Source organism: Marinomonas sp. 15G6-16 (assembly GCF_055809555.1).
The window spans coordinates 2,965,218-2,980,892 of sequence record NZ_CM147916.1; the positions used below are offsets into that span (position 1 = coordinate 2,965,218).

A 15,675-nucleotide genomic window follows, 5' to 3' on the forward strand; every position below is an offset into this window, starting at 1 on the left:
GATTAACTGAAGCTTATGAGTAGACGCAATGGATGCTTTTACTTTCCATTGCGTCAAAGTAAAGAATTTATTGAGCATTAATGGATTGGCCGTTGATTGTAAGGCTGTCTTTACCGATTAAATACAAGTAGAGCGGCATGATATCTTCTGGCGTTGGGAGTGTTTGTGGGTCTTCTTCTGGGAATGCCTCGGCTCTCATGCTGGTTCTCGTTCCGCCAGGGTTGATCGCATTTGCGCGTATGTTTGGAGATGATGTTGCCAGCTCGCCCGCAAACAGTTGCATCATGGCTTCGGTAGCGAACTTGGAAACAGCATAAGCACCCCAGTTTGGCCTTGCAGTGCGACCGACTCCGGAAGACGTAAAGATAATGGAAGCCTCTTTGGATTTTTGTAAAAGTGGCATGAGAGCTTGTGAGAGCAGTAATTGGCTGGTGACGTTCACTCGCATGACTTGTTCGAATAAAGTTGGGTCGTAGCTCGCTAAAGGTGCTCTGCTGCCAAGTAAGCTGGCATTGTGAAGGACACCATCCAAATGGCCGAATTCATTTTCAATAGTGTTGGCTATTTCTAGGTAGTCGTGTTCCGCAGCGCCATCCAGGTTGAGCGGAATGATCGCTGCTTGCGGATAGCCGAGATCTTCAATTTGGTCGTAAACGGCTTCGAGTTTTTTTGTAGTTCTACCTAACAAAATCACAGTTGCGCCGTATTTTGCGTAGGTGATGGCTGCGGTTTTTCCAATGCCATCACCTGCGCCAGTTACAAGAACGATCTTGTCTTTGAGTAGTTGATCTGGAGCTTGATAAGTAAACATATCTCCTCCTTTTGCCTAATTGAGGCTTAGGGTTTTTGAGTGTGCATTAGGTAGTTTACAGACACGTCTTTGTCGTTCAGTTTGTAGGCCTTAGTGAGTGGGTTATAGGTCATGCCTGTCATGTGTTTTACTTCTAGTCCTGCCTGTCTTGCGTAGTTGTTTAGTTCGGCAGGTTGGATAAATTTAGCGTAATCGTGAGTGCCTTTTGGAAGCATGTTTAAAATGTATTCTGCTCCGATGATGGCAAATAGATAGGCTTTAGGGTTTCTATTTATAGTAGAGAAGAAAACATGGCCGCCGGATTTTACTAGTGTCATGCAGGCTTTAATTACGGAAGATGGGTCTGGAACATGCTCAAGCATTTCTAAACAAGTAACCACATCGTATTGGCCTGCTTCTCGTTGAGCGATTTCTTCTGCTGTGATTTTTTCGTAGTCGATATCAAGCTGAGATTCTTCTAAGTGTAGTTTGGCGACAGCAAGAGGAGCTTCGCCCATATCGATGCCTTTTACATTGGCGCCAAGTTTTGCCATGGCTTCAGATAGAATGCCGCCGCCACAACCTACGTCGATCACTTTTTTGCCGGAAAGTCCGCCTGTGTTTTCGTCTACATAATTTGTGCGCAGCGGGTTGATGTCATGTAAGGGTTTAAATTCATTTTCTTTGTCCCACCAACGACTTGCAAGCGCTTCAAACTTTGCAACTTCATTTAAATCTACATTGTTTTGTTGTGGGTTGGTCATATGTATTTTTCCGTATTTGTCTGTCGCTAGAGAATTGAGAGCTTACTCGATGTGCTGAGTTAGTGAGTGTGTTTTCTAGTATAACGCCAACCATGAGGGTGACCAATAGCTAACTCATATATTAGGTACGAGCAGATTTCTTGTTTGGTTTTCTTTGATATTCGACAAGAAGGTAAGAAACTGAGAATCAAATGCAATTATGAGCAACAAAACATACAGCTTGAAGGAGTGTTATTTATTTCCTTATGTTACAATGCAGCGCTTATAAAAAGAGATGATGAAGTCTGTCAGGCTTCCGAGGCATAAGGATCGATTGTATCTATGGGTGAATTAGCCAAAGAAATTATTCCCGTCAGTATCGAAGATGAACTTAAGGGATCTTATCTAGATTACGCAATGAGCGTAATTGTAGGTCGAGCATTACCTGATGTACGTGATGGGTTAAAACCTGTTCACCGTCGCGTTCTATTTGCGATGAATGAACTTAAAAATGATTGGAATAAACCATACAAAAAGTCGGCACGTATTGTCGGTGATGTAATCGGTAAGTATCACCCTCATGGTGACTCTGCTGTATACGATACGATTGTTCGTATGGCTCAACCTTTCTCAATGCGTTACACGCTGGTGGATGGTCAAGGTAACTTCGGTTCTGTCGATGGCGACAGTGCGGCAGCAATGCGTTATACCGAAATCCGCATGGCAAAAATTTCTCATCATTTATTGATGGATCTTGAGAAAGAAACAGTTGATTTTGTGCCTAACTACGATGGCACAGAGTTTATGCCAGAAGTATTGCCTGCACGTGTTCCTGGTTTGCTTGTAAATGGTTCTGCTGGTATCGCCGTTGGTATGGCGACCAATATTCCACCACATAATTTAGGTGAAATTATCGATGGTTGTCTTGCGGTAATTGATAACGCAGACGTCACTATTGATGAGTTGATCGAACACATTCCAGGGCCAGATTTCCCAACAGGGGCCTTTATTAATGGTCGTGCTGGTATTGTTGAAGCCTACAAAACAGGGCGCGGTCGTATTTACATGCGCGCTCGTCATCATTTTGAAGACATGGAAAAGGGCAATCGCCAAGCCATAGTCTTTACTGAAATTCCTTACCAGTTAAACAAAGCGAAAGTCATTGAGAAAATTGCCGAGCTTGTGAAAGAGAAAAAGCTGGAAGGCATTAGTGAACTTCGTGATGAGTCTGACAAAGACGGCATGCGTATTGTGATTGAGCTGCGTCGCGGTGAGAACCCAGACGTTGTTGTTAATAATATCTTTGCTCAAACCCAATTGCAGTCTGTGTTTGGTATCAATATGGTGGCCTTGGTTGATGGTCGTCCACAACTACTAAACCTGAAACAGATTCTTGAATGCTTCGTGAAACACCGTCGTGAAGTAGTGACTCGTCGTACGATTTTTGAACTTCGTAAAGCGCGTGAGCGTGGTCATATCCTTGAAGGTTTGGCTGTGGCTCTAGCAAATATAGATCGCATTATCGAATTAATTCGTACTTCTCCAACGTCTGCAGAGGCAAAAGAGAAGATCGTTGCTGAATCTTGGCAGCCAGGAAATGTTGTTGCCATGCTTGAACGTGCTGGTGCTGACGCTTGTCGCCCAGATGATCTTGATGCAGGTTACGGCTTCGTTGATGGTGCTTATCACTTGTCACCAGATCAAGCGCAAGCGATTCTAGATTTGCGTTTGCATCGTTTGACTGGCTTAGAGCATGAGAAATTGCTTGGCGAGTACAAGGCTCTAATCGAGTTGATCGCTGAATTGCTGAACATTCTTTCTAATCCAAATCGCTTGATGGAAGTGATTCGTGAAGAGCTTGAAGAAGTTCGTGATAGTTTTGGTGATGCACGTAGAACGGAAATTATCACTTCTCGTCAAGATCTAACCATTGCGGATTTGATCGATGAAGCGCCAATGGTTGTGACCATTTCGAATACAGGTTATGCGAAATCTCAGCCACTAGAAGAGTATCAAGCTCAACGTCGTGGTGGTCGTGGTAAGTCTTCGGCTAGCATGAAAGATGAAGACCATATTGAGCATCTTCTTGTAACAAGCAGTCACGATACCATCATGCTTTTCAGTAACTTTGGTAAAGTTTATTGGTTACGTGTTTTCGAGATTCCAGTTGCGAGCCGTGGTGCCAAAGGTCGTCCAATCGTCAACTTGTTGCCTTTGAGTGAAGGTGAATCTATCTCTGCTTTGTTGCCTTTGCCTGTTGTTGAAGACACAGATAAAGAAGAAGGTGATGAAGACGTTGCTGATGAAGCAAATGTAGAGTCAAGCAGTTACATCTTTATGGCGACTGCGAAAGGTACCGTTAAGAAAACAGCGATGCAAAACTTCGCTCGACCTCGTTCTACTGGCTTGATCGCATTGAGCCTAGACGAAACAGATGAACTGGTTGGCGTATCTGTTACTACAGGCGAAAACGACATCATGTTGGTTTCTTCTTCTGGTAAAACGATTCGCTTTAAAGAGTCAGATGTTCGTCCAATGGGTCGTACAGCGGCAGGTGTTCGAGGTATTCGATTGAGTGAAGGTGCGAAAGTGGTTTCTCTGATCGTTCCTGAAGAGGGTTCTGCTGTATTGATGGCTTGTGAAAACGGCTTTGGTAAGCGTACGGCAGTGGAAGACTTCCCAGTTTATGGTCGTGGTGGTCAAGGTGTTATCGGTATCCAAGTGTCTGATCGTAACGGCCCAGTTATTGGTGCGGCTCAGGTTGAGGAAACGGATGAAATTATCTTGATTACTGATCAGGGTACCTTGGTTCGTACTCGAGTGACGGAAGTGTCTTGTCAAGGTCGAAATACACAAGGTGTCACCTTGATTCGTCTGACTAATGACGAGCACCTCGTTGGCATTGAGCGTGTCGTGGAAAACGATGAAGGTGATATCGAGATTGATGAAGCAGATGATGCGGTTGTCGATCAAGCGCCAAATGATGGCGACGAATCTCCTGATATCACAGAAGCTGATACGGAATAGTAAATAAGCGGCGCACCTAGGTGCGTCGCTTTTATTGTAGATGGGTCCTGAATACTAGAGGTAATAAGCAGGATGAACCGAGTATATAATTTTTGTTCTGGTCCGGCAGCGCTTCCAGAGGCTGTTTTGAAAAAAGCACAAGCTGAGCTATTAGACTGGCATGGCGCTGGTGTTTCCGTTATGGAAATGAGCCATAGAAGTACTGAGTTTATGTCTATTTTGGCTTCGGCTAAAGCGCGTTTAGCTCGTTTGCTTGATGTTAATGATGATTATGAAATTTTGTTTGTTCAGGGTGGTGCATCGACTTTATTTTCCCAGATCCCTGCCAACTTAGTGAATGGTTTTGATTCTGCTTGCTACTTAGATACAGGTGCTTGGTCTTCTAAAGCGATTAAAGAAGCAAAACGCTACACCAAAGTAAATGTTGTTGGCTCTTCTAAAGAACAAAACTATTCCACGGTTCCTGATTTTTCTAATCTTGAGTTAGATGAAACTGCTGCCTACTTACACCTTTGCCCTAATGAAACAATTGGCGGTGTAGAGTTTTCTGATTTGCCTGAAACGAATTTGCCGATTGTGGCAGATTTGTCTTCGACTATTTTGTCGAGAAAAATTGATGTTAGTAAGTACGGCATGATCTACGCAGGCGCGCAAAAAAATGTTGGCCCTGCAGGTGTGGTTATTTGTATTGTGCGTAAAGATTTATTAGCTCGCTCTAGCGATGAACTGCCTTCCATTTGGAGTTTTGCGAATCTAGCTGCGAACGACTCCATGATAAATACGCCTCCTACGTTTGCTATTTATTTGGCCGATCTTGTTTTTGAGTGGCTTGAAGAGCAAGGCGGTGTCGAAGCGATTGAGGAAATAAATATTCGTAAAGCGCAAGCTTTGTATGATTTTATCGATTCTAGTTCGTTCTATTCAAATCCTGTTGATCTAGCGTTTAGATCTCGTATGAATGTGCCTTTCATTTTGGCAGATCAATCTTTGGATGCTTTATTTATTGAAGAATCAGAAGCGGCTGGTTTGCGCACGTTAGCAGGTCATCGTTCTGTAGGTGGGATGCGAGCAAGTATTTATAACGCCATGCCGATGGAAGGTGTGCTTGCCTTAATTGATTTTATGCGCGGTTTTGAAGAGCGTCACGGGTAATAACAATATGTCTAACTCTAAAGAAATAGTGCCTGATACATTGCCATTGTTGCGAGATCGTATTGATTCGATTGATTCACAGATCCAGGTGCTTATTAATGAACGTGCTCGCTGCGCTCAAAAAGTAGCCGAGGTGAAGCTTGCTGAACAATCTGATGATGTTGTTTTTTATCGCCCAGAGCGTGAAGCACAGGTTTTAAGACGTGTAATGGAGCGCAATGAAGGGCCTCTTGGTAACGAAGAAATGGCGAAGATTTTCCGTCAAGTGATGTCTTCTTGTCTTGCCTTAGAGAAACCCATGCGCATTGCGTTTTTGGGGCCGGAAGGTACCTTTACTCAACAAGCAGCATTGAAGCACTTTGGTAAATCTATCATCAGTGCGCCAATGGCAGCTATTGATGAGGTTTTCCGCGAAGTGGAATCGGGCGCGGCGAATTATGGTGTTGTTCCTGTTGAGAATTCAACAGAAGGCGTTGTAAATCACACTTTAGACAGTTTTCGCGACTCGCGTTTGAAAATTTGCGGGGAAGTGGAAGAGCGTATTCATCATCATTTGTTAGTTAGTCCGAATATCAATTCGGAAGATGTGACGCATATTTATTCCCATCAACAATCATTGGCACAATGTCGAGCTTGGTTAGACCGTTATTGGCCGCACGCTGAGCGTGTTGCTGTTAGTTCTAATGCGGAAGCAGCTCGTCTTGCTGCTGATGCTGGTCGAAGTGGTCGTGCTGTGGCTGCGATTGCCGGTGAAGTGGCGTGTGAATTGTATGGCTTGATTAAAGTGTCGGCGAACATTGAAGATCGCCCAGACAACACGACACGATTTTTGATTGTGGGTAATCAGGATGTGCCACCTAGTGGTAAAGATAAAACGTCTTTGTTGATTAGTGCTAAAAACGAACCTGGCGCCTTATATCATCTGCTTGAGGCATTTGAGCGTCACGGTGTCGACATGACGCGATTAGAAACTCGTCCATCATTGATGAGTCGCTGGGGATATATTTTCTACATCGATTTTGTTGGCCATTATTTGGATGATGCATGTTGTGCTGTGATTGATGAATTACGTGAAAAAGCATCTGAAGTGAAAGTATTAGGGTCTTATCCTGTTGCTGTTTTGTAGCTTTTTTGGATATATGGCTCGTGTTTGCGTTTTGATAGATAAGAGTAAGTTTTAGATGACTCTGGGTAGTATGCCTCAAGAAAAGAAAAAATTTGGCAATGTCATGATTATTGGTCTTGGCATGATAGGTGGCTCTTTCGCAAAAGCCCTGAAAGACAGAGGGTTGGCGACATTATATGGTGCTGATCGTCGAGAAGGTGAATTGGCGCTAGGTGTGTCTACTGGAGTGATCGATTATCCAGCTCAACTTACTGAAGAATATATCGCTAAGATGGATGTTATCGTTTTAGCAACGCCTGTCCGAGCCATGGAATCTGTTCTACAAGAGATTAAACCTTTTCTTTCTGTTGATACTTTGGTGACAGATGTTGGATCAACAAAAGGGAGTGTGGTTGAGTCTGCGCGTCGAGCTTTTGGCGGTTTACCGTCTAACTTTATTCCCAGTCATCCAATTGCGGGAGCAGAAAAGAGCGGTGTTTTAGCGGCTAATCCTTTGTTGTTTGAAAAGCACATGGCGATCGTGACGCCTTTACCGGACAGCAATCCTCTTTTGCTTGATCGTTTGCATCGTATTTGGCGAGCCATTGGTGCAGACGTTGTGAGTATGGATGTCGAGCATCATGATCATGTTTTAGCGTCTTCTAGTCATTTGCCTCATTTGCTGGCCTATACCTTGGTTGATGCGCTTGCAAATAGTGACCGCAGTCAGGACGTATTCAAGTTTGCCGCTGGCGGTTTTAGAGATTTTACTCGTATTGCTTCTAGTGACCCTGTCATGTGGCGCGATGTTTTTCTGGCTAATAAAGAAGCCACATTGGCGACATTAGATCATTTCACCGATCGCCTTGCGGACATGCGTGCTGCGATAGAGCAAGGTGACGGTGCGAGTATGTTTGGTGTGTTTACCCGAGCTAAGTCTGCGCGAGATCATTTTCTTCGTTTGTTAGAGCAACGTACAATGGGCTCGACAAAAGAAGTGCGACCAACTTCGGTTTCAGTTTTACCTGCTTCAGTTATTAAAGGTGATATTTCTTTGGTGGGTGACAAATCTTTGTCACATAAAGCCATTACCATAGCTGCGCTTTCGGAAGGGGTGAGTGATTTACAGAATATTGATCTTAGTGTCGATGTTCGAATTACTATGCAAGCCTTTCGAGATATGGGTGTTGTCATTGAAGAGGTTGCATTAGATCGTTTACGAGTACATGGTGCCGGGCTTCGTGGTCTTAAAGCACCAATAGCGCCCATTAATATTCATGAATCTCGGGAGAGTTTGTATCTCTTGTTGCCAGTGTTGGCGGGACAATCATTCGTAACCTCTGTTGTTGGTGAAGGTGAGCTGTTAAAACAACCTATGAGTGATTTGTTTTCGGTTGTTCGTGAAATGGGCGGGAAAATTGCTTCTGATGTGGAGGATTGTTTGCCTATCGTCTTGACGCCAGGGCAAGTAACAGATGTTTCTATCAGCTTAACTAGTGGATCTGAGCGTCTTAAAATGTCGGCTTTTTTGGCTGCTTTATATTCACCAACAATGGGGAATGTAAGGCCACTAATTGCTGAATTGTCTCATTGTGAAGTTTTATTGCGTCAATTTGGGGCGGTTGTTTCTGAGTGCGATGGTAGTTTTCAAATAGTCTCATCATCATTATCTGGTGTAGATATCGTGCTTTCCGGTGATGTGCATGAAGCTATGTGGTGGGCATTACTGGCCAGTTTGCTTCCAGGTTCTGAACTTAATGTGAAGAATGTGGGTCTAGACTCTGTTTCGTTTGATTATTTGTCGTTTCTGCAATCTATTGGGTTGGATGTGTCTGTGCCGCCGGAAAGTGTATTGGGGACAGGGTTGCGAGAAGGAGAAATGCATGTTGTATTTTCTGAATTGCAGTCTTTCACATTAAGTGCAGCACGAAGTTATCGATTTAGAGAGATGTTGCCGCTTTTGTGTGTTGTAGCTGCATATGCTAACGGTGTCACTCATATAAATGGTGTTAACGCATTACCTTATTACCATGAGGATAGAGTATTGGCTCTAGTTGACGCGCTTGAAAAAGTGAAAGTGCGTTGTACTTATGAAAATGGTGAATTAATTATTTATGGCTCTGTCCCGCAAGGTGGTGAGCTAGATTGTGCTGGTGATGATCGTTTGGCGTTGGCCATGCTGGCACTTGGTGCGAGAAGTAAATCGACCACAGTCGTCAATGACTGTCAAAAATTATTAGAAGAATTTAATGAGTTGGAGAGCATTGCTGGGCAATTGGGTTTCCATTGTTCGGTAGTGCAGTAGTTTTTTAAGAGGAATAGTTATGATTAACCAAGGCCCAGTTATTACAATTGATGGTCCAAGTGGTGCTGGTAAAGGCACTGTCAGTCAATTAATTGCAGAAAAACTGGGATGGCATATATTAGACAGCGGTGCTTTGTATCGACTTCTTGCCCTTGCCGTTTCGCATCACGGAATGTCTGTTGAGGATGTGGAGACGCTAAAAGTATTGGCGGAGCATTTGGATATACAATTTCAGCAGGTGGAGCTAGGTAAAGTTGAAATTATCTTAGAAGGTGAGACTGTTACTCAGGCAATTCGTACTGAAGAAGTGGGAAATAATGCTTCTAAATTGGCTGCGATTCCTGAAGTCCGTGAAGGTCTATTACTGCGTCAAAGAGCATTTTCACAGTTGCCGGGCTTAGTTGCTGATGGCCGCGATATGGGTACAGTTGTTTTCCCTTCCGCGCAAGTTAAGGTGTTTTTAACTGCTTCTGCAGAAGAGCGTGCACAACGTCGCATACAACAATTGCAGCAAAAAGGCGAAACTGTTAATCTTGATCAATTAGTAAAAACGATTAAAGAGAGAGATGAGCGAGATGCTAATAGAGCGATCGCTCCTCTTGTGCCTGCAGCAGGTGCCTTAGTAATCGATAGTACAGATTTAAGCATTGAACAGGTTGTCGAGATGATTTTTACTGAAACAGTAAAAGCAGGTCTTGCGTAGCCTGTTCTTTTTCGTGTCTGGAATGTGCTAGAATAGATTAAATTTTATCAAAGTCGGTAAAGGTGCCAGCAAGCCTTTATCGCATCATTCAAAAATTGACCCACATTTGCTGGCAATGTGGATAGGGTTTAGTTTACTAAACCAAACATATAGGAAATACAATGACTCAAAGCTTCGCAGAACTGTTTGAAGAAAGCCTTTTAACCGTCGAAATGGCGCCGGGCTCAATTGTTACTGGTATTGTTGTTGATATCGACAGCGAATGGGTAACTGTTCATGCAGGTCTTAAATCTGAAGGCGTAATTCCTCGTTCTCAGTTTCTAACGGAAAGTGGTGAATTCAACTTAAACATCGGTGACGAAGTTAAAGTTGCACTTGACGCTGTAGAAGATGGCTTCGGTGAGACTAAATTGTCTCGTGAAAAAGCGAAACGTGCAGAGACTTGGTCTGTGCTTGAAAAAGCTTACGAAGAAAATGCCATTATCCACGGTGTAATTAACGGTAAAGTTAAAGGTGGCTTCACTGTTGATATCGCTAACATCCGTGCCTTCTTGCCAGGTTCTTTGGTAGATGTTCGCCCAATCCGCGACACATCACATTTGGAAGGTGTTGATCTAGAGTTCAAACTTATTAAGCTTGATCAAAAACGTAACAACGTTGTTGTTTCTCGTCGTGCCGTTATGGAAGCGACTAACAGCGCTGAACGTGAAACACTTCTTGCTTCTCTTGAAGAAGGTCAAGAAGTTAAAGGTATCGTTAAGAACCTTACTGATTACGGTGCGTTTGTTGACCTTGGTGGTGTTGATGGTCTTCTTCACATCACTGATATGGCTTGGAAACGTATTAAACACCCAAGCGAAATCATTGCTGTTGGCGATGAAATCGACGTTAAAGTACTTAAGTTTGACCGCGAGCGTAACCGTGTGTCTCTAGGTCTTAAGCAGTTGGGTGAAGATCCATGGGTAGCAATCAAAGCTCGTTACCCAGAGAATACTAAAGTAACGGCTAAAGTTACTAACTTGACTGACTACGGTTGCTTCGCTGAACTTGAAGAAGGCGTTGAAGGTCTAGTTCACGTATCTGAAATGGATTGGACTAACAAAAACATCCACCCATCTAAAGTTGTTCAGATCGGTGATGATGTAGAAGTTATGGTTCTTGATATTGACGAAGAGCGTCGTCGTATCTCTTTGGGTATCAAACAGTGCACTATGAACCCATGGGAAGAGTTTGCTACTTCTTTCAACAAAGGCGACAAAATCTCTGGCGCAATCAAGTCTATCACTGACTTTGGTGTGTTCATTGGTCTTGACGGCGGTATTGATGGTTTGGTTCACCTATCTGACCTATCTTGGGAAGAAGCTGGTGAAGAAGCCGTTCGTCAATATAAGAAAGGCGATATGCTAGAAACTGTTGTATTGTCTATCGACGCTGAGCGTGAGCGTATTTCTTTAGGTGTTAAACAACTTGAAGAAGATCCGTTCCTTGCTTTCGTAGCTGAAAACGACAAAGGCGCTATCGTTAACGGTACCGTTTCTGAAGTTGATGCGAAAGGTGCAGTAGTTGCTCTTGCGGAAGGTGTTGAAGCTACTTTGAAAGTATCTGAAATCAGCCGTGACCGTGTTGAAGATGCAACATCTGTATTGAAAGAAGGTGACAAAGTAGAAGCAGCGATCATCAATGTTGATCGTAAAGCTCGTACTATTGCTCTTTCTATCAAGCAGAAAGATGCTTCTGAAGAGAAGACAGCGTTGAAAGCTCACTCTGAGAAACAACAAGCTGAAGCGAATGGTCCTACTACTATCGGTGATTTGATCAAAGCGCAACTTGAAAACCAAAACTAAGTTTTGATTTTCTGAAAGCTATAAAAAGCGGACTTCGGTCCGCTTTTTTTTGCGTCTATTTTTATTGAATTTATTGACAAGAAAACTATACACAGAACATGTGGATAACTATGGGTATAGAGTTTGTGTATGTTTTTAGCCTAATGAATTGAGAAAGGTTTGGATATCTTCGTCATCCCAACTTTCTTTTTCTAACAAGCTTTTGAAAGCATCGCTTTGCTGGACCTTGTTGAAGTTTTTTTGGAATTTTGCGTAATGGAAGTCTTTTATTAGGCGCTCATCGTGCTCTGATCGATAAAGTGATGCTTGCTCAGTTTTTTTGGTCTTATCTTCGTCCAGTGAGTCGATTTTTTTATATGTGTTCAAAAAGTGTTTTTTGTTCATATTTCGATCTCTGTTGCATGTTCTATTTCTAGTATCTCAAAATGATCACTTCTTGCACACCATTTAACATTTATGTCCCAGAGTCTAATTCCATGCTCTCTATCTATTTGATCTGATAAGTAGGAGGGTCTTGGGTCTTGAGCAATAACCTGTTCAATCAAACTTATAATTGATTTTTTGTTTTCGGTTTCGTATTTCTCACATTGTAGTTTAGCTTTCGCTGAGAATTGCACTTCATAGGTTGAAGATTTTGTGTGTGCGAATCCGCCTTTTGCTTCCGAGATATTATCCGCATAAGGTAGGTAAGGTTTGATATCTAATACTGGTGTGCCATCGAGTAAATCTGCGCCGTGCAGATCAATAAATACTCTTGTGTCTTCTTTATAGATGCGCCCCATTTTAACCACAGATAAGCCAATAGGGTTGGGTCTATGGGTTGCTCTTGTGGCAAATACGCCCATTTTTTTCTGCCCGCCTAAGCGTGGAGGGCGAACCTTTGCTTTCCAGCCTTCTTGCTGATTTGCATGAAAAATGAATTGAATCCAGATGTGTGAGAAATCACTCAAGCCATCTAATGTGTCGAGTCTATTGTAGGGAGCAATAAGTTCTAAGCGGGCTGTTGCTTCTGTGACTAATCCAGGTTGTCTAGGAATGCCAAACTTTTCTTTATAGCAGGAGTGTATTATGCCAATGGGGGAAAAGGTGTATGAATGAGAACTGGGCACCAAGTCTTCCTTCTTCGTATAAATCTGCACTAAATGAATGAAATTATTATGTTAGTATACTGGCTTAGTTGAATTGGTCGTGATTTATTTTGCCGCCTTTTGTTTGTGCTTTTTACTTTTATTAGAGATTAAAAATGTCTTTAGAATCTTATATGAATCAAATAGGTCAGCAAGCTAGAGCTTCTTCTCGCTTACTTGCTAAAGCTTCCACTCAGCAAAAAAACATGGCGTTATTTGCTATGGCAGACGCTTTAGAAGATGCACGACCTCGATTGATAGAAGCAAATTCGAAAGATATGGAAGAAGGCCGAGCAAAAGGTTTGGATGCGGCTTTATTAGACAGATTACTGCTTAATGACGCTCGAATCGATGGCATGATTGAAGGTCTGAAACAGGTTGCTTCTTTGCCTGACCCAATTGGTGAGGTTTCAGGAATGGTGTATTTGCCTTCTGGTATTCAGCGTGGACAAATGCGAGTGCCTCTTGGTGTTGTGGGTATTATTTATGAGTCTCGTCCTAATGTAACTATTGACGCTGCGAGTTTATGTTTGAAGTCAGGTAATGCAACTATTTTGCGTGGTGGCTCAGAAGCGTTTCATTCAAACCAAGCTATTGCTGAAGCAGTATGTAAAGGCCTTGAAGTGGCTGGCTTGCCTGCAGATGCCGTGCAAGTGTTAAACACAACTGATAGAGAAGCGGTTGGAAAATTAATTACTATGCCTGAGTATGTTGATGTCATTGTGCCTCGTGGCGGCAAAGGCTTAATTGAGCGTATTAGCAAAGATGCCCGAGTGCCTGTTATCAAGCATTTGGATGGTAATTGTCATGTGTATATTGATGATGAAGCCGACTTTGATAAAGCCTTCAAAATTGTAATTAATGCAAAAACACGTCGCTATGGTGTGTGTAATGCAATGGAATCCATGCTCGTGCATAAATCGGTTGCAGACGACATGCTTCCAAAGTTGGTTGCGGCTTTTGAAGAGAAAGGCGTTGAACTTGTTGGTTGTGAATTGTCTCAATCTATATGCTCTTCTATTGGTGTAGCGACAGAAGAAGATTGGTATACGGAATATCATGCTCCTAAACTTTCGATCAAAATTGTGGTCGATATGGATGAGGCAATTGCTCATATAAATAAATATGGCTCGCATCATACTGATGCCATTGTTTCTCAGAATTACAGTAAAACTCGTGCCTTTATGACAGAGGTCGATTCTTCATCTGTTATGGTGAATGCTTCAACATCCTTTGCAGATGGTTTTGAATATGGGTTTGGTGCAGAAATTGGTATTTCGACAGATAAGATTCATGCTCGCGGTCCGGTTGGGCTGTTAGGGCTTACCAGTCAGAAATACATAGTGCTGGGTGATGGTCATACTCGTGACAATTAAGCAGCAGAATGAAATAAAGCGATCTGGTTTGGCGATTATGGGAGGGACATTCGACCCGGTTCATAATGGCCACCTTAGAACGGCGGTTGAGGTGCTTGATAAGTATCAATATTCAGCACTGAAGTTGATACCTTGCTTTCAGCCTGTTCATAAAGGTCAACCAGGTGTTACCGCTCGTCAGCGTTTGGAAATGGCACAGTTGGCCGTTTCTAGTCACCCAAGGTTAAGTGTGGATTCTCGTGAAGTAGAGCGAGAAGGGCCAAGTTATAGTGTAGACACCTTACGAGATATTCGTGCTGAAATAGGCCCAGATGAACCATTGATTATGGTGTTGGGTATGGATAGCTTTTTGTCGCTTCCTACTTGGCATGAATGGCGAGCGCTAACTCAGTACGCTCATCTTTTGGTGGTTTCTCGTCCCGGTTGGGAGCCAGATTTGATTTCGGAGCTAAATGCATTTTGCGAAAACTATCGTGCCTCTGCATCGCATGAGTTACAATGCGCGCCCTCGGGATTAGTCTGGTTTGAGACATTAACCCCACTGGGAATATCTTCTAGCATGATTAGATCGCTGGCTCGAAAGAATGAGTCAATTGCCTATTTATTGCCAGAGCCCGTTCAAAAGTACATAGAGCAACATCAATTATATCGATAGGATAACGTAATTATATGAGTCAGATTAACCTCACAGCAGATCAAATTTTAGCATTTGCTGTCGAAGCATTAGAAGATGTAAAAGGTGACAAGATCACTGTGTTGAACGTTGGAAGTCATACAGACATGATGGATTACATGGTGATCTGTACTGGTACTTCTAAGCGCCATGTTAATGCTTTAGGGCAAAATGTTTTTGAGCATCTTAAGCAACAAGGTTTACAGCCGCTAGGTTCTGAAGGACGCGGAATGGGAAGTGACTGGGTGCTTGTTGACCTACATGATGTTGTTGTTCATGTGATGACAGAAGAAGCTCGAGCATTTTATGACCTTGAGAAGTTGTGGGATATAAAACCAGAAACGTTATAAGGTCTTTATAATGCGAGTTCGTTTGATTGCTGTTGGTAACAAAATGCCCAAGTGGGTGACTCAAGGTTATGATGATTACGCTAAGCGTCTGCCAAAGGATTTTTCGCTAGAGCTTGTTGAAATTCCGATGTCGCCTCGTGGTAAAAATACGGATATACCAAAAGCCATTCGTAAGGAGGGAGACGCTATGCTTGAATCGATTCCTTCTGGAGATAAAGTCATTGCTATGGAGGTGCTTGGTAAGGAGTGGTCTACTGAGCAGCTTGCAGATCAAACGGAAAATTGGCGTATGGATGGTTATAACGTGAGTTTACTGGTAGGTGGGCCAGACGGATTAGATCCAAGATGCACGGCTCGCGCAGATCAAGTTTGGTCTCTATCTCGTTTAACGCTTCCACATCCTATGGTGAGAATTATTTTAGCTGAGCAAATTTATCGTGCTTGGACTTTAATGAATAATCACCCATATCATAGATAAGG

General features: G+C 42.9%; 14 protein-coding genes. 10 read left to right on the forward strand and 4 right to left on the reverse strand.

What is annotated here, in order from left to right; genetic code table 11:
- Positions 1-67: 67 nt before the first annotated feature.
- Together AC0L46_RS14165 and ubiG are read right to left on the reverse strand one after the other, a co-directional pair.
- On the reverse strand, positions 68-811 hold the full coding sequence (locus AC0L46_RS14165; RefSeq protein ID WP_473504491.1) for a YciK family oxidoreductase: 744 nt from the start codon (positions 809-811) through the stop codon (positions 68-70).
- A gap of 26 nt (positions 812-837) precedes the next feature.
- Positions 838-1,554, reverse strand: coding sequence for a bifunctional 2-polyprenyl-6-hydroxyphenol methylase/3-demethylubiquinol 3-O-methyltransferase UbiG (gene ubiG, locus AC0L46_RS14170; protein ID WP_473504493.1), 717 nt, complete (start codon positions 1,552-1,554; stop codon positions 838-840).
- Between the two features lie 321 nt (positions 1,555-1,875).
- Between ubiG and gyrA the strand changes: the two genes are divergently transcribed.
- The 6 genes from gyrA to rpsA all read left to right on the forward strand — a co-directional run bounded on the left by gyrA (position 1,876) and on the right by rpsA (position 11,669).
- Positions 1,876-4,560 carry a DNA gyrase subunit A gene (gyrA, locus tag AC0L46_RS14175; RefSeq protein WP_473504495.1) on the forward strand — a complete coding sequence of 895 codons (2,685 nt, stop codon included), beginning with the start codon at positions 1,876-1,878 and terminating at the stop codon, positions 4,558-4,560.
- A gap of 72 nt (positions 4,561-4,632) precedes the next feature.
- Positions 4,633-5,712 (forward strand): 3-phosphoserine/phosphohydroxythreonine transaminase, encoded by a 1,080-nt coding sequence (gene serC, locus AC0L46_RS14180; protein WP_473504497.1) that lies wholly within the window; start codon positions 4,633-4,635, stop codon positions 5,710-5,712.
- Positions 5,713-5,719: 7 nt separating this feature from the next.
- Complete coding sequence (gene pheA / locus AC0L46_RS14185; protein WP_414680117.1) at positions 5,720-6,838, forward strand: prephenate dehydratase; 1,119 nt, start codon at positions 5,720-5,722, stop codon at positions 6,836-6,838.
- Between the two features lie 55 nt (positions 6,839-6,893).
- A complete protein-coding gene (locus AC0L46_RS14190; RefSeq protein WP_473504499.1) occupies positions 6,894-9,122 on the forward strand; it encodes a prephenate dehydrogenase/arogenate dehydrogenase family protein in 2,229 nt (742 codons plus the stop codon).
- Positions 9,123-9,141: 19 nt separating this feature from the next.
- Entirely contained in the window at positions 9,142-9,825 is a 684-nt protein-coding gene (cmk, locus tag AC0L46_RS14195) for a (d)CMP kinase (protein WP_473504501.1), read from the forward strand.
- A 161-nt stretch (positions 9,826-9,986) separates the two neighbouring features.
- Positions 9,987-11,669: a 30S ribosomal protein S1 gene (gene rpsA / locus AC0L46_RS14200; RefSeq protein ID WP_473504503.1), complete on the forward strand. Its 1,683-nt coding sequence runs from the start codon at positions 9,987-9,989 to the stop codon at positions 11,667-11,669.
- Positions 11,670-11,804: 135 nt separating this feature from the next.
- Here the strand turns inward: rpsA and AC0L46_RS14205 are convergent, their stop codons facing one another.
- Positions 11,805-12,053 (reverse strand): hypothetical protein, encoded by a 249-nt coding sequence (locus AC0L46_RS14205; RefSeq protein WP_473504505.1) that lies wholly within the window; start codon positions 12,051-12,053, stop codon positions 11,805-11,807.
- Positions 12,050-12,778 carry a tRNA (N6-threonylcarbamoyladenosine(37)-N6)-methyltransferase TrmO gene (tsaA, locus tag AC0L46_RS14210; protein WP_473504507.1) on the reverse strand — a complete coding sequence of 243 codons (729 nt, stop codon included), beginning with the start codon at positions 12,776-12,778 and terminating at the stop codon, positions 12,050-12,052. The genes AC0L46_RS14205 and tsaA overlap by 4 nt, the downstream gene beginning before the upstream one ends.
- Before the next feature lie 134 nt (positions 12,779-12,912).
- Between tsaA and AC0L46_RS14215 the strand changes: the two genes are divergently transcribed.
- The 4 genes from AC0L46_RS14215 to rlmH are packed head-to-tail and all read left to right on the forward strand — an operon-like array spanning position 12,913 to position 15,673.
- Positions 12,913-14,172, forward strand: coding sequence for a glutamate-5-semialdehyde dehydrogenase (locus AC0L46_RS14215; protein WP_473504509.1), 1,260 nt, complete (start codon positions 12,913-12,915; stop codon positions 14,170-14,172).
- Positions 14,162-14,827 (forward strand): nicotinate-nucleotide adenylyltransferase, encoded by a 666-nt coding sequence (gene nadD, locus AC0L46_RS14220; RefSeq protein ID WP_414680110.1) that lies wholly within the window; start codon positions 14,162-14,164, stop codon positions 14,825-14,827. Before AC0L46_RS14215 ends, nadD begins: the two co-directional genes overlap by 11 nt.
- A gap of 14 nt (positions 14,828-14,841) precedes the next feature.
- The gene (gene rsfS / locus AC0L46_RS14225) at positions 14,842-15,195 is read left to right on the forward strand and encodes a ribosome silencing factor (protein ID WP_347983848.1); all 354 of its coding nucleotides are present in this window, start codon (positions 14,842-14,844) and stop codon (positions 15,193-15,195) included.
- 10 nt (positions 15,196-15,205) lie between these two features.
- On the forward strand, positions 15,206-15,673 hold the full coding sequence (gene rlmH / locus AC0L46_RS14230; protein WP_473504511.1) for a 23S rRNA (pseudouridine(1915)-N(3))-methyltransferase RlmH: 468 nt from the start codon (positions 15,206-15,208) through the stop codon (positions 15,671-15,673).
- Positions 15,674-15,675: the final 2 nt, after the last annotated feature.